This window comes from Hymenobacter sp. NBH84, from assembly GCF_014217645.1.
GTDB lineage: Bacteria > Bacteroidota > Bacteroidia > Cytophagales > Hymenobacteraceae > Hymenobacter > Hymenobacter profundi.
Genome location: NZ_CP043644.1, coordinates 245,933 through 260,799 on the forward strand (window position 1 = coordinate 245,933; position 14,867 = coordinate 260,799).

The window sequence follows — 14,867 nt, forward strand, 5'->3', positions numbered from 1 at the left end:
ACGAAGTTGTAGAAAAGGTTATACGTAGTATGTGTAAATTTATATTGTATTGACTATGAATTTGCTATTACAGCAAGCTACGGAGTTAGTCTACTAAAAAAAGCGTCAAAGCACTGTAAAAAGGCTATTCGTAACCCCGATTATCCAAAAAGTATTTGTTATACTCTCGTCGGGCTTTAAGAGCTTTTTGAAGCCTTTCCTGCGCCTGAATTTCCTCCATCTTCTGGCGCTGTTTGCCTTCGCGCGAGAACTGCTCGTAGAGCAGGCTCACTGGATTTTGTATCGAGGCCGATTCCGTGGCTGACTTTGGCGCCGTACTATCGACGGGGAACAGGGGCTTGGGCGGGGCCGGACGCTTTACGGCATTATCGGGTGGGGTAGGGCGCTTCATGTTGCGTAGTGCCCGGTTAATCACGGCATCAGAGGGCCGACCCTGGCGCACCTCCACGCTTTGCAGCTCAATACTGGCCGGTTGCAGCTTGATTTGCAGAATAATTTGCGACAAGCCGCTGTTGCCTACCACCAAGCGTTGGGTTTTATAGCCCAGGGCCTGAAACACTAAGGTATCACGGGCGGTGGCGGTCAGGCTGAAATCGCCCTGGTCAGAAGCAATAACGCCCTGGCCTTTGCCTTGGAGTAGCACCGTAACCCGCGGCACGGGCTTGCGCGTTTCGGCGTCCGATACGGTACCTGTCACGCGTACTTGGGCCTGCGCGGCGCCGGCCGACCACAGCCACAACAGGAGCAGAAGCCCTAGCAACCGCACCACCTGTAGTTGCGCAAGACGTGGAAAAGGTAGCATACTCACAAAACAAAGCTAACGCAGACTTTCGGCACTATTGCCTGTGGTTTACGGATTGAGCCGAAAAAAGCCCGCTCCGTTGCACGGGCGGGCTTTTGTATACGAGAGAAACGAGGCTACTTGATCTTTACTTTGTCGCCGTCTTCAGGCTTCAGCTTCACGGTGCCATCGTCGCCGGCTTTCTTGGCTTTGTTGCCCTGGGCATCTTTGATTTTGATGTCGCCGTCTTTATCAACCTCAATCTTGCTACCATCGGGACCTTCTACTTTGGTACCGGGCGCTACACCAGCGGCAGCGCGCTCAATCTTCTGGCCAGGCGTAAGCGGCGCCGGCGCCGGCGTCACGGTCACGATATCTACTTCCTCGTAGTAGCGGCCGGGGTTGCTGGTGTAGGCCGTGTACTGCTCAGGGGTCAGGAAATCGTGGAATTCCTCGTTCGACTCCAGGTAGGCGGCACGCTTGGCAGCACCCAGACCGGTGGTGTCGTTGGTGTACTGGTTGCGCACATCGGCCAGCTTGCGGGCGCGGTTGTAGTACGCGTCGCGGGCTTTCGATACCACGGCTGTGTCCGTCACGTTCAGGTCGGTAGCCATGCGCTGAGCGGTAGCATCGGCCTGCGAGCGGTAGGTAGCATCATTCGCGTCGGTGGTAGACGCGGCAGTATCCATGGTATCCGTGGTGGCGGTTTCGGTTTTGTTGTCCGAGCAGGAAGCCATGGTCAGCGCAGCAGCGCAGCTGAGCAGCAAAAAAGTCTTTTTCATGATAAGTCAGTATGAAGAGGAGAGAGCAAAAAAGGAATGTGCGGCATATACGCATCTAAGGGCAGGAGGTTATTTTTGCTCGCTCCACTGACTTTTACCGGACCTACGCGCGGCGCAATTCCAGCACTGTGATTTCGGGTAAAAATCCTACCCGTCCAGGGTAGCCCAGAAAGCCTAGGCCCACATTTACGTACAGGTGCTGCTTACCTCGTTTGTACAGGCCGGCCCACTGCTTGTATACATACTGCACGGGGCTCCACTTCAGGTGCGGCAGGTTCACGCCAAACTGCGCGCCGTGTGTGTGGCCTGAGAGCGTCAGGTCGATGTCTTGGTACTCATGCACTTGCGCATCCCAGTGGGTAGGGTCGTGGGTGAGCAGGATTTTGAACGGCGCATCGCCGGAGCCGGCGTGCGCTTTGGCCAGATTGCCGTGCTGCACGAACTTGGTTCCCCAGTTTTGCACGCCGAGAATGACGATTTTCTCGCCATTGTGCTCTACCACACGGTTTTCGTCCATCAGCAGTTCCCACCCAATTTTGGCGTGGTTCTGCATCAGGCGTTCCAGGTTAGCGCGTTTAGCCTCTAACGATTCCCACTGCACATAGTCCCCGTAATCGTGGTTGCCGAGGATGGAATAAATAGGCCGCTCCGAGCGAATGCCCGCCAGCGTCTCAATGTGCTCTTCTACCTCCGTCGCCACGTTGTTTACCAAGTCGCCGGTCATGAAGATGAGGTCGGCCTGTTGGTCGTTGATAATCTTTACGGCACGCTGCAACGGCTCTTTGGAGGTGAATGAACCCGTGTGCAGGTCCGAGATTTGCAGGATTTTGAAGCCGTCGAACGAAGCCGGCAAATTGGGGAAGCGCAGCACCCGACGCTTCACCTGGTAGTCGGTGCCACCGCGGACGATGCCCCAGACCAGCGCCACCAAGGGCACGGCACCCAGCAATAGCGCCGCCCGGCTCAGAAACGCACTGCGCGAAATAGGCTCACCGCCCGCTGAGCTGCCGCTAAACTGCCGCGCCACGAAGCGCCCGCCCCGCACCACGTCTTCCAGCAGTAGGGGTAGGGCAATCACAAGCTTGGCTGCAATTAGTCCCAGCAACAGGCCCAAGAAGTAGACTTTGTAATGCGGCTGCGCGGTGCGGCGCGTGCTGATGGCCCAAATGCCCAGCCCCCAGACCAGCAGCGTCACCACCACATACACCACCGCAGTCAGCCGCCGGCCGCCAGATGTGTCGGGTTGGATGGCGGTGCGCACGGCTTGCAGGCCGTACCATTCAACTAAGAGAAAGAAAAACAGAACTGGTAACGACAAAAAACGAGACATGCAAAAACGAAGGAGGGAAGAAGAAAACAGCCACCAAACGGCCGCGTGAGGGTAGACGAAAGAACGGAGATTTTACTGTATGCTGGCCGGTACTATGTTTGCTTACCGGAGGCATGTAATTTCACACAGGTGTACAATGAATCCGGTAAATAGTTTAGCCGACGAGCAGCTTCCTACTCATACGTACTCGGCGCCTACCTCCTTCAGCATCAAGAGTTGGGCCGAGGAAGACCGCCCCCGCGAAAAGCTGCTGACCAAAGGTCGTGCTGCCCTCTCCGACGCCGAGCTGATGGCTATTTTGCTGGGCTCGGGCACGGCCAAGCTTTCGGCGGTAGACGTAGCCAAACTGATTTTACAAGCGGTGGAGAATGATTTGAATGCACTAGCGAAGCTCTCGGTGAAGGAACTCATGCGCCACAAAGGCATCGGCGAGGCCAAGGCCATTACCATTGTGGCGGCCTTGGAGCTGGGTAGACGCCGCAAGGAAGCCACCGCCAGCCAGCGCACGGTTATCACCTGCTCCACCGACATCTACAACACCATCCGGCCCAACTTACAAGACTTGCCGCATGAAGAGTTTTGGGTGGTTTTACTGAATCGCGCCAACGTGGTGATGCGCAAGCAGCCCGTGAGCACCGGCGGCGTGGCCGGCACCGTGGCCGACCCCAAACTTATTTTCAAGCACGCCCTGGAGCAACTGGCTAGCAGCATCATCCTGGTGCACAACCACCCCAGCGGCAACCGAAACCCCAGCGCCGCTGATATTGCCCTCACCCGCAAGCTCAAAGAAGCTGGCCAGTTCCTGGATCTGCCCATTTTGGACCATCTGATTTACACGGATTTAGGGTATTACAGCTTCGCGGATGAAGGGATGCTGTAACGCTTGAACATCCTAAACGTCGTTTGTTATCCTAAATCCCATCTGTCATCCTGAGCTTGCGAAGGACCTTCTCACGCAAGCATAAGTCGTTGGTACGATGGTCGTGCTTACGTGAGAAGGTCCTTCGCAAGCTCAGGAGGACAAGCGGCAGCGCGCTACCTCACTTTTCGAAATATGCTCTCAGCTCTAGCTTGTAAGAATTGCCGATGGGAATAGCATTGCCATCGGTTAACACCAATTGCTCGGGTTGAAGCAGCTTGATATGGGCTGCCCCGACGATAAACGACCGATGCGCCCGCACAAAGCGCGGCCCCAGCAGCTCCGTCATTTTCTGCATGGTAGCGTGGTGGAGGTAGGTCTTGGTTTCCGTCACCACTTTCACGTAGTCTTTGCAGCCTTCCACGTAGCGGATGGTAGAGAGCGGCACTTTCAGCAAGCCGCCCTGGTCTTTCAGTAACAAATACTCCTGCGTTGCCGCATCGGGTAGGACAGGGGCCGGGGGCTGGTAGCGCGCCACGGCTTTCGCGAATCGCTCGTAGCTGAAGGGTTTGAGTAGGTAGTCGAGCACTTCCAATTCGTAGCCCTCGTAGGCGTACTCGCGGTAGGCGGTGGTTAGGATGGTTTTAGGCGGATTTTCGAGGGCTTTGAGAAAATGCAGACCCGTTACGAGCGGCATTTCAATGTCTAGGAACAGCAGGTCGACGGGGTGCTGGCGGAGGTAGTCGTGGGCCTCCACGGCGTTGCGGCACTGGCCGCTGAGGACGAGGCCGGGCGTTTGGGCTATGAAGCGGGTGAGTACCTGGTGGGCTAGGGGCTCGTCGTCTACAATCAGGCAGCGGGTAGGGGCAATGCTCATGCGTGCAAGATAAGCTCGGCACGGTAGCGGCCCGCGTGTTCGGAGAGGTGCAGTTGGTGAGTGCCGGGGTAGTACAGTTGCAGGCGTCGCCGGATGTTCTCCAACCCAATGCCGCCGCTGCGGCGCGGCGAGGTAGGGGGTAGGGTAGGCAGCATATCGTTTTCAATGATGAAGTGCAGCGTATCGGTCGTGGCCGTGAGCGTGGCCGCCACGCTGGCCTCGTCGCTGAAGTGATGCCGGCCGTGCTTGAAGCTGTTTTCCACCAGCGGCAGCCACAGCAGCGGCGGCACCTGCCGCCCAAACAGCTCCGTGCCAGTAGCCGTGAAGCGGATGCTGGCACTTTCGTACTTGCGTTGCTCCAACTCGAAGTAATTTTCCAGAAAGGCCACCTCATGCGGCAACTCAATGTACTCTTTGCCGCTGTCGTAGAGCACGTAGCGCATCAGCTCAGAAAGCAGTAAAATGAAGCGCGGCGTCTCGGGCGAACCAGCCAAACTCAGGCCATAGATGCTGTTGAGGGTGTTGAACAGAAAATGCGGCTGCAACTGGGCCTTGAGTTGCTCCAGTTGCAAAGCGGCGTGCTCTTTCTCGATGTGACGGCGGCGCGCTTCCTGCTCGAAAGCCACCCGCACGAAACCCACGCAGCTGAAAGCCAGCATATCGGTGAGGAGAAGCAGCAAATTGGAGGACCGGTCGAGCAAATGCGCTACTCCGTATTGATAACTCTGTCGATAAAATTCGGTGAGTAGGGGCGGGGCGGCAATAGGCGCGAAAGCACCCGCGGCCAGTGTTTCGTTGAGCTTGATGGCCCACCACAGGTAGGGCACGGCAACGAAGAACAGCAGCGCGTAGCGTCGGCGGCGTAGCAGGGTAGGAAGCAGCCAGCGGTAGAAGGGCAGCACGTAGAGCGAAGCCGCCAGTGCAAACAGGATAAGTTGCGGAAACGGAAAGTTGGCTCGTTCCGCCGGGTGCAGCTTAGTGGCTTCCAGGTAGTAGGCATACTTATACATTCCTGCGTACAGCGCCCAAATCAGCAGTTCGAATACCAGAGGGAAGCGGCTGGGCCGCATAGCGTCTTGTTGCATAGGGGCGAAGGTGGCGGGTTTTGCACCGGATACGAAAGTCAGGAGGGCGGTTTTTCGACCAATACGGCCTTTTTTTCGACTAAAAAAGGCCGCGCTATGGTTGGTCGAAATCAACCGTAGTGCGGTCGAAAAAAGCGGAAAGGTAGGCCGGCGGGGTGGTTGTTTTGTCCCATTCCCAGCCGACTAACGGCACGGATTCACTCCCTGACTACATCATCCTTCCGTTATGAAAAATGTCTTCGCCTTCCTGCTTTTCGCCGGCACCCTCACGTCGGTAGCTACTACGACTACCGCACAAACGCCCACCGCCCACACCCCGGTGGCCCCAGGTACTTTGGCCGGCACGGTGGCCGACAGCGTGTCGGGGCAGATGCTGCCCTTCGCGACGGTGGTGCTGCGCGCAGTAGACGATACCAATCAAATGCTAAGCACAGTCACGACCGAGCAAGGTGCGTTCAGCTTTGCGGGCCTCTCGAAGGGAGCCTATACGCTGAAAGTGCGCTACCTGGGCTACCGTGCCGGACAGCCGGTGGCTGTGGCGGTAGGGGCCGGGAATACTCCCGCGGTGGCAGTGGCGCTGGCCCCCGAGCACCACGCGCTGGGCGAGGTGAAGGTGACGGGCACGAAAGCCTTTATTGAGCAGCACGCCGATAAGCTGGTGCTCAACGTGGCCGCTAGTCCGCTGGCGGCGGGCGGCACTGCTGCCGAAGTATTAAGCCGCGCCCCGGGCGTGATGGACCAAGGCGGCCGCTACGTGGTGCGGGGCAAAACGGCCCTGGTACTCATCGACGGCAAAGTGACCAACCTAGGGGGCAACGACTTGGCCGAACTGCTCGCCTCCCTTCCCAGCAACACCCTCGACAAAGTGGAGGTGGTGGCCAACCCCTCGGCCAAGTACGACGCCAACGGCGGGGCCGTCATCAACATCCTCACCAAGAAAAACAGCGCCTTTGGCACCAACGGTAGCGTGACTGCTGGGGTAGGGACCGGCCGCTTCGCCCGCTACAACGGCGGCTTCACCCTGAATTACCGCCGCGACAAACTAAACGTATTCGGGGGCCTCGACTACCAACGCACCAAGCAGTACCGCCGCTTAACCAGCCACCGCGTGCTGAACCAGGAAACGCGCATCGACGAAGCGAGCTACACCCAGACCGAGCGCAACAGCCAGACGGCGCGCATCAACGTGGAGTACGACCTTACCAAGCGCAGCTCGGTGGGCCTGCAAGTACGCGGGATACACTCTGCCCGCGAAACGAACGGCAATACCAACTCTGCGGTGGCGAACCTGAACGGCCCGCTCAGTACGACCAACGTGCTGCAAACCGACGGCACCGGGCGCGGCCTCAACCCAACCATTAGCCTATACTACCGCACAGTGCTGGATTCGGCCGGCGGGGAGCTGAAGCTCAACGCGGATTACCTCACCTTTCGCAAGCGCTTCGACGAGCAATACCGCAATGCCGGTTATGCTCTATCGACTGAGGAAACAACGGCTTCTGCGCTACGCACCTACTCACCGGCCAGCAATACGGTGGCTTCCTTCACCGCCGACTACACGCGCTCCTTCGGCAAAGCTACGGCGCTGGAAGCGGGCCTGAAGTCGCTGCGCACCATCACCGACAGCGACATTCATTGGGAAAATCTGGCTGAGGGCGGCAACTGGCTCAACGACGCGCAACGCACCAACCACTTCGTCTACCGCGAATACATCAACGCGGGCTACGTCTCGGTACGCCAGCCGGTGAGCAAGAAAATAATTGTGCAACTAGGCGTACGGGCCGAGCACACGCACAGCGAAGGGGAATCATTGACGCTTCAGCAGGTGAACAAGCGCGACTACTTCAACCTGTTCCCCAACGTGGCGCTGGACTACACGATGTCGGAAAAGCAACAGTGGAATGTAAGCTACCAGCGCAAGATTGACCGGTTCCGCTTCGGCATTATCAATCCCTTTCTAACCTACGTCAGCCCCTACCTCTACTACCAAGGCAACCCCACCATTCGCCCCTCGTTTTCCGACAATTTCTCCGTTTCGCACAGCTACAATAACGCGGTGACGACGTCCTTGTCCTACGGCCGCCACACGAATATCCTAGCGGAAATATACCGTCGCGACCCGGCTACCAACATTGTCATTCAGTCCGACGCCAACCTGAGTAGTGCCACGTCGGTGGATGGCAACGTGAGCCTGACCAAGCAGTTGCTGGGCGGCGTGCTCACCACGTCGAACTTTGTGGGCGCAACCTACGTCCGGTTAAACTCGCCTACCATGCCCTGGCTCAACCGGTCGAGTGTAGGGGTAATGGCCAGCAGCAACAACACCGTGAATTTGCCGCACGGCATGAGTTCAGAAATCTCCCTCTTCTACCAGTCGCCGCTCACCTACGGGGCCTACTCCTTCAAGGCGCAGTATGGCGGTAGCATCGCGGTAACGAAATCGGTACTAAAAGAAAAAGGAACCCTTACTCTGAGTGTCTTTGACCCCTTCAACATGCAAAATCGCCGCTACGACACGCGGGCGGAAGATGTACAGGCCTCTAGCCTCGATAAAATGGAGAGTCGCTTCGCACGGCTGAATTTCAGCTACCGCTTCGGCAACCAGAAAGTGAAGGCTATCAGAACGCGCCGCACCGGCATCGAGAGCGAGAAGATGCGCATGGAAAGCAATGCTAACTAGCGTTTCATCTTGGCTACTATCCTGTTTAAAAGTACAATCGGTGAAGCAGGGGTTCGCGCCAGCCCCTACCTTTGCCCCTGTGAAAATCAACCCGAAATTCTTTATTGGTCTGGGCCTGCTGCTGATTGTGGGCTACTTTCTGCAAGACTTGGTGCTGAGCGACAGCCAGTACATCATCGGCGTAAAGAAGAAACGCCAGGAAAAGGACGACTCGTTCCGGCGCGTGAGCGGCTCACCACTTAGCCAGGCCCAGCGCGATACATTCAAAGCTTTACCCTACTACGAGCCCGACCGCGCCTACCGACTCGATGCGCAGTACCAGGGGCTTACCAAGCGCGACACGGCGCGCATGGCTACCACCGGCGCGCAACCCGAAACCTACCTGCGCTGGGGACAAGCCACTTTCATTCTGAACAAGCAGGAGTACAAGCTCACGCTCTACCGCCGGGCGTTCGGGCCTGATACCACGCTGTTCATTCCCTTCGCTGACCGTACCAACGGCCTTGTCACCTACGGCGGCGGCCGCTACCTCGACGCCGCCGTACCCGCCCCCGACGACACCGAAATCACACTCGATTTCAACCACGCCTATAATCCCTACTGCGCCTACAACAACAGCTTCGTGTGCCCCCTGCCGCCCACTGAGAATAGGCTGAATGTAGAAATCCCAGCCGGCGAAAAGGCCTTTCACGAGTAGGGGTAGGGAACATACACCTGAAACCCGTCTGTCATCCTGAGTGGAGCGAAGGACCTTGTCACGTTAAAGCGAGTCGTTGTTACGTCCGTCGTTCTGCTGTGAGAAGATCCTTCGCTCCGCTCAGGATGACAGGTGGGTTTTGGACGAAAGAACTTCGGTGCTGTAGATAGGTTCCGATAAACAAGCAAAAGCTAGGGCAGGCTGCGTTTCGGGCAGCCTGCCAAATCCCTACCTTTGCGGGCAGCATCAGTTGTCGGATGCTGGTTGTTGGTTGCCAAATGATGTGTATTCGCGTCACTCAAAACGGATAACTAACAACTATTACCTGACAACGAACAACTAGCAAATGACCCCATGAAAATATCATACGACTGGCTCCGTACGCTCATCCCTACCACCCAATCGGCCGAGGAAATCGGGAAGCTGCTGACCGGCTCCGGGTTGGAAGTGGAAGGCATTGAGGAGCTGGAAAGCGTGCCCGGTGGCCTGCGCGGCGTGGTGCTGGGCACCGTGCTCACCCGCGAAAAACACCCCGATGCCGATAAGCTCAGCCTGACCACCGTGGACGTAGGCGATGCCACCCCGCGCCAGATTGTATGCGGTGCGCCCAACGTGGCAGCCGGCCAAAAAGTGGTGGTGGCACTGGAAGGTGCTATGCTGCATCCTAGCAGCGGTGAGCCGTTCAAAATCAAGAAGTCCAAGATTCGCGGGGCGGCTTCTGAAGGCATGATTTGCGCTGAGGATGAAATTGGGCTGGGTGAGTCGCACGCTGGTATTATGGTGCTCGATACCGACTTGCCCAATGGCACGCCGGCCGCTGAGTACTTCGGATTGGGTTCCGATTCGGTATTTGAAATTGGCTTGACGCCCAACCGCGCTGACGCGGCCTCGCACTACGGCGTGGCCCGCGAGCTGCGCGCCCTACTGCGTCAGCCCTGCCACCTACCCGACGTGAGCGGCTTCCAGGCGCCTACCTCGGCCGAAAGCACTATCAGCGTCACCATCGAAGACGAAGTTGCCTGCCCACGCTACGCCGGCTTGCTAGTCGATAACGTACAGGTAGGACCGTCGCCGGAGTGGTTGCAGCGCCGCTTGCGCAGCATTGGTCTGTCGCCTATCAACAACGTGGTGGATGTCACCAACTTCGTGCTGCACGAGCTGGGTAACCCCCTGCACGCTTTTGATGCCGACCAGATTACGGGCAACCAGATTCGAGTGAAGCGGGCTGAAGCTGGCGAGAAGTTCGTAACGCTGGACGGCACAGAGCGTACCCTCCAAGCCGCCGACCTGGTTATTGCTGATGCCAACGGCGCGCCCCTGGCGCTGGCCGGTGTGTTCGGGGGCAAGACCTCGGGTGTGAGCAACGCCACTACCCGCGTGTTCCTGGAAAGCGCCTATTTCGCGCCGGCCGTGGTGCGCAAAACCAGCCAGACCCACCAGCTCAAAACTGACGCTTCCTTCCGCTTCGAGCGCGGTACCGACCCCGATATGGTGCCGGTAGCCCTCAAGCGGGCGGCGCTGCTGTTGCAGGAAGTGGCCGGGGCGCGCATTGCCGCGCTGGTGGTCGACGAATATCCTACCCCCATTCAGCCTACGGAGGTGCGCCTGCGGCTACCCCGCGTAACTAAACTGGTAGGGCAGGAGATAGGCGAAGACCGCATCAGGCAGATTCTGACGGATTTGGATATTGAGATTCAGGAGCAACCATCACCAGGTAATGCAATAGGGCAGGACCTAGCTGAGCATCTCACGCTCCTCACCGCTCAACCAGCAGCCAACGAGCAATCTGCAACGGAATGGCAACTGAAAATTCCGCCGCACAAGGTAGACGTGACCCGTGAGGCCGATGTGATTGAGGAAATTCTGCGCATCTACGGCTACAACAACGTGGCGCTCCGGCCCTTCAACTCGGCTTCCTACCTGGCCAAGTTCCCGAACCCCGACCCAGAGGTGCTGCGCCAGAACACGGCGTGCTTACTCAGTGGGCAGGGCTATTCGGAGATTATCACCAACTCGCTCACTAACTCGGCTTATTTCGAGCAGAAGGGTTCCAAGGACGAAACGCTGGTACGCGTGCACAACTACAACAGCGCCGACCTCGACATCATGCGGCCCACTGTGTTGCACTCGGCCCTGGAAGTGGTGCGCTACAACCTCAACCGTCGCCAAAAAGACCTGAAGCTCTACGAGTTCGGCAAAGCCTACTCGCAGAAGCCCGAGACGGGCAAGCACCAGGAGCAGAACAAGCTGGTGCTGCTGCTCACCGGCAACGCTTCTGCCGAAACCTGGCAGCACAAGGCGGATAAAACCACCTTCCACGACCTGGCCGGGGCAGTGCAGCAGGTGTTGGCGTCGCTGGGCTTCAGCAACTATGCCAGCCAGCCGGTGCAGCATCCCTACCTCGCGGGTGGGCTTACCTTGCTGGTGCAGAACCAGCCGGTGGTGCACCTGGGGGCCGTGTCGCCGGGTGTGCTCAAGCAGCTCGACGTGAACCAACCGGTGTGGTACGCCGAATTGGACTGGGACTGGCTGGTGCGCAAGTACAAGAACACGCTGGTGGCCCGCGAGCTGCCCAAGTTCCCGGAGGTGCGCCGCGACTTGTCGCTGGTGGTAGACAAGACCGTGACGTTCGATCAGTTGCAGCAGATTGCGCGCCGCACCGAGAAGAAACTTCTGCACAGTCTGAATGTGTTCGACGTATACGAGGGCGAGAACCTGGGAGCAGGCAAGAAATCCTACTCCGTGAGCTTCGCCCTGCAAGACCCTACCCAAACCCTCACCGACCAAGCCATCGACCAGGTGATGCAGCGTCTCATCCAGCAATTCGAGAAGCAGGCCGGCGCCCTGATTCGGAAGTAAGGAGTGGTTTTTGGGGGAAGTCAGCACGTCATTTCAAACATTCTGCGCATCAAGCAGAGATGAGAAATCTCGCGTGCTGACGAATGGATAGTATTGTCATGTTCCATCTGGCGTCCGCTTATCGAAGCATCTCTACCGTTAATAACCTCAACGGGTAGCAACAAAGCGGTAGAGATGCTTCGACAAGCGGGCGTCAGATGGAGCATGACGTTCTAGTTTTATTCTTTCAGAAATTGTAGACAACTAATCTAAAACTGAAAAATGGCTTCCTCCCAGCAACTAGCCCAACTCGACCGCCTGGAGCGGCAAGTGAACAGCTTAGTGGCTGCCTATCAGCAGGTGCGGGAGGAATTGAGCGATGCCCAAACCACCATTGAGCAGCTGCGCGCCGATGTGCGCGACCGGGACCGGCAGCTCAAGGATTTCCAGAACCGGGAGAATATCGCTAAACTTGTCAATACCGTAGCAGAGAAACCTGCCCACGTCAACGAGCTGAAACTGCGCCTCAACGAATACATCCGCGAAATAGATAAGTGCCTTGCCTATTTGAAGGAGTAACGACCTATCCCCATCCACCTAAAAACGCACTGCTCGCATGAGCGACTTAGCCATAAAAATTCGTATTGCTGAACGGGAATATCCCATGCGCGTTGCCGCCCCCGATGAGGAGCGCCTGCGCATGGCCGGTAAGCTGCTGAATGAAAAGCTTAAGGAGTTTCGCGACCAGTACGGCATCCAGGACAAGCAAGACCTATTGGCCATGATTGCCCTAACCACAATGGTCGACCGCCTGAAGGTCGGCAAGGAGAAGGACGGCACCGATGCAGCCCTTACCGAGCGCCTCGCGCGCTTGGACGAGCTGCTTTCGTCGCTGGTGCTGGGCTAATCGTAGCCCGGCTTCGGTTTCACGCTTACCCTACCCCTGCGGCAATCGGCTGCGCGGGTGGGCACGCGTTGGACTAGTTTTTTTGTTATGGTTTTTATATACCCCTTCCCCAAAAACCATAGCACATGTCACCCTATGTTTATATCGCGCTGGCTGCCGTCGTTGCCCTTGTGGCCGGCGTGTTTGTCGGCCGCCTGCTGGCCGGCAAGGCCCGGCAGGACCATGAGGCCGAGGCTCGCGCCCGCGCCCAACAGCTTCTGCAAGAAGCAGAAGAGAAAGCCAACCGCATCCGCGACGAGCGGATTCAGCAGTCGAAAGACAAGTTTCGGACCCTCAAGCATGAGTTTGAGCAGGAAAGCCGCCGCCAAAAAGCTGAGCTGGACACTGAGTTGACCCAGCGCCGCCAAGCCGTGGTGGAGCAGGAGCAGAACATCAAGCAACTCACGCAAACCACGCAAAAGCAGCTCGACCAGATTCAGCGCAAGGAAAAAGAGCTGGACACCCTGCGCGACAAGCTCCAGAACGACGCCCAACAGCAGCGCGACCGGCTGGATGCCCAGGAAGAAAAGCGCCAGACCACCCACGAAGCCCAGCTAGCGAAGCTGCAATTGCGTGAGGTAGAGGCCGAAGAGAAGGCCCGCCAAGTGCAGCAGCAGCTTGAAACCATTTCGGGGCTGACGGCCGCCGAGGCACGCGAGCAGCTGGTAGAATCGTTGAAAAACGAGGCGCAGCTGCAGGCATCCTCATACATCAAAGACGTAGTGGCGCAGAGCAAGCTCACGGCCACCAAGGACGCCAAGAAAGTGGTGCTGGAAACCATTCAGCGCACGGCTGCCGAACACGCCATTGAGAACTGCGTATCGGTGTTCAACATCGAGTCGGACGACGTGAAGGGCAAGATTATCGGCCGCGAGGGTAGGAATATCCGCGCCCTGGAAGCCGCTACCGGCGTGGAGATTATCGTGGATGATACGCCCGAGGCCATCATCATTTCGGGCTTCGACCCGGTGCGCCGCGAGGTGGCCCGCCTGAGCCTGCATTTGCTGGTGAAGGACGGCCGTATTCACCCGGCCCGCATCGAGGAGATTGTGGCCAAAACCCGCAAGAACATCGACGAGGAAATCGTGGAAATCGGCGAGAAAACCATCATCGACCTGGGCATTCACGGCCTGCACCCCGAGCTGGTGAAGATGGTAGGGCGCATGCGTTTCCGCTCGTCGTACGGCCAAAACCTGCTCCAGCACTCGCGCGAGGTAGCCAACCTGTGCGCCACCATGGCCGCCGAATTGGGCCTGAACGTGAAGCACGCCAAACGGGCCGGCTTGCTCCACGACATCGGCAAAGTAAGCACCGAGGAACCTGAGTTGCCCCACGCCATCCTAGGCATGGAGATGGCTAAGAAGTACAAAGAGCACCCCGATGTGGTAAACGCCATCGGCGCCCACCACGACGAGATGGAGATGACGGCCATGATTGCGCCGCTGGTGCAGGCCTGCGACGCCATTTCGGGCTCGCGCCCCGGTGCCCGCCGCGAGATGATGGAAAGCTACATCAAGCGTCTGAAGCAGCTGGAAGAAACAGCTGTGTCGTTTGACGGGGTGTTGCAGTGCTACGCCATCCAGGCGGGTCGCGAGCTGCGCGTGATGGTGAATGCCGAGAACGTAACAGACGACCGCGCCCAGGAGTTGAGCTACGAGATTTCACAGAAAATCGAGAAGGAAATGCAGTATCCCGGCCAGATCAAGATTACGGTCATTCGGGAGATGCGCGCCGTCGCCTACGCCAAGTAGGGTAGGGCAACAAGCCAAAAAAGGCCGCCGCAACGAGAGTTGCGGCGGCCTTTTTGCTTTGCCACAGTTAGCCATTACCTAAGTGATACAGGTTAAACAAAGCAGCTTATTAACCTGAGATAGGATTGGGTAGTCTAATACAAACGCGTCTTAAAACGATCTAAAAACAAATAATCTAAGAATAATACATTAAACTTGCTCACGCAATGCATAGCTAAGTGGCTTCGGGCATGGTGAATAA

The 14,867-nt window shown here is 57.6% G+C and carries 12 protein-coding genes; 7 read left to right on the forward strand and 5 right to left on the reverse strand.

Going from position 1 to position 14,867, the window contains the following annotated elements; genetic code table 11:
• Positions 1–124: 124 nt before the first annotated feature.
• From F1C16_RS01080 to F1C16_RS01090, 3 genes are all read right to left on the reverse strand, one after another.
• Complete coding sequence (locus F1C16_RS01080; RefSeq protein WP_185282551.1) at positions 125–802, reverse strand: carboxypeptidase-like regulatory domain-containing protein; 678 nt, start codon at positions 800–802, stop codon at positions 125–127.
• A gap of 116 nt (positions 803–918) precedes the next feature.
• Positions 919–1,563 carry a hypothetical protein gene (locus tag F1C16_RS01085; protein WP_185282552.1) on the reverse strand — a complete coding sequence of 215 codons (645 nt, stop codon included), beginning with the start codon at positions 1,561–1,563 and terminating at the stop codon, positions 919–921.
• 103 nt (positions 1,564–1,666) lie between these two features.
• A complete protein-coding gene (locus F1C16_RS01090; RefSeq protein ID WP_185282553.1) occupies positions 1,667–2,893 on the reverse strand; it encodes a metallophosphoesterase in 1,227 nt (408 codons plus the stop codon).
• A gap of 136 nt (positions 2,894–3,029) precedes the next feature.
• Between F1C16_RS01090 and radC the strand changes: the two genes are divergently transcribed.
• Positions 3,030–3,773: a DNA repair protein RadC gene (gene radC / locus F1C16_RS01095; RefSeq protein ID WP_185282554.1), complete on the forward strand. Its 744-nt coding sequence runs from the start codon at positions 3,030–3,032 to the stop codon at positions 3,771–3,773.
• A gap of 160 nt (positions 3,774–3,933) precedes the next feature.
• Here radC and F1C16_RS01100 read toward each other — a convergent pair whose 3' ends face one another.
• Together F1C16_RS01100 and F1C16_RS01105 are read right to left on the reverse strand one after the other, a co-directional pair.
• Positions 3,934–4,629, reverse strand: coding sequence for a LytTR family DNA-binding domain-containing protein (locus tag F1C16_RS01100; RefSeq protein WP_185282555.1), 696 nt, complete (start codon positions 4,627–4,629; stop codon positions 3,934–3,936).
• Positions 4,626–5,714, reverse strand: a complete 1,089-nt coding sequence (locus F1C16_RS01105) for a sensor histidine kinase (RefSeq protein ID WP_185282556.1) — start codon at positions 5,712–5,714, stop codon at positions 4,626–4,628. Before F1C16_RS01105 ends, F1C16_RS01100 begins: the two co-directional genes overlap by 4 nt.
• Before the next feature lie 226 nt (positions 5,715–5,940).
• Here F1C16_RS01105 and F1C16_RS01110 point away from each other — a divergent pair, with 226 nt between their 5' ends.
• The 6 genes from F1C16_RS01110 to rny all read left to right on the forward strand — a co-directional run bounded on the left by F1C16_RS01110 (position 5,941) and on the right by rny (position 14,626).
• Positions 5,941–8,394, forward strand: a complete 2,454-nt coding sequence (locus F1C16_RS01110; RefSeq protein WP_185282557.1) for an outer membrane beta-barrel family protein — start codon at positions 5,941–5,943, stop codon at positions 8,392–8,394.
• 79 nt (positions 8,395–8,473) lie between these two features.
• On the forward strand, positions 8,474–9,091 hold the full coding sequence (locus F1C16_RS01115; RefSeq protein WP_185282558.1) for a DUF1684 domain-containing protein: 618 nt from the start codon (positions 8,474–8,476) through the stop codon (positions 9,089–9,091).
• A gap of 354 nt (positions 9,092–9,445) precedes the next feature.
• Positions 9,446–11,950, forward strand: coding sequence for a phenylalanine--tRNA ligase subunit beta (pheT, locus tag F1C16_RS01120; protein WP_185282559.1), 2,505 nt, complete (start codon positions 9,446–9,448; stop codon positions 11,948–11,950).
• A gap of 261 nt (positions 11,951–12,211) precedes the next feature.
• A complete protein-coding gene (locus tag F1C16_RS01125) occupies positions 12,212–12,508 on the forward strand; it encodes a hypothetical protein (RefSeq protein ID WP_185282560.1) in 297 nt (98 codons plus the stop codon).
• 85 nt (positions 12,509–12,593) lie between these two features.
• Complete coding sequence (locus tag F1C16_RS01130) at positions 12,594–12,836, forward strand: cell division protein ZapA (RefSeq protein WP_246455625.1); 243 nt, start codon at positions 12,594–12,596, stop codon at positions 12,834–12,836.
• 125 nt (positions 12,837–12,961) lie between these two features.
• Positions 12,962–14,626, forward strand: a complete 1,665-nt coding sequence (rny, locus tag F1C16_RS01135) for a ribonuclease Y (RefSeq protein ID WP_185282562.1) — start codon at positions 12,962–12,964, stop codon at positions 14,624–14,626.
• The last annotated feature ends 241 nt before the right edge of the window (positions 14,627–14,867 follow it).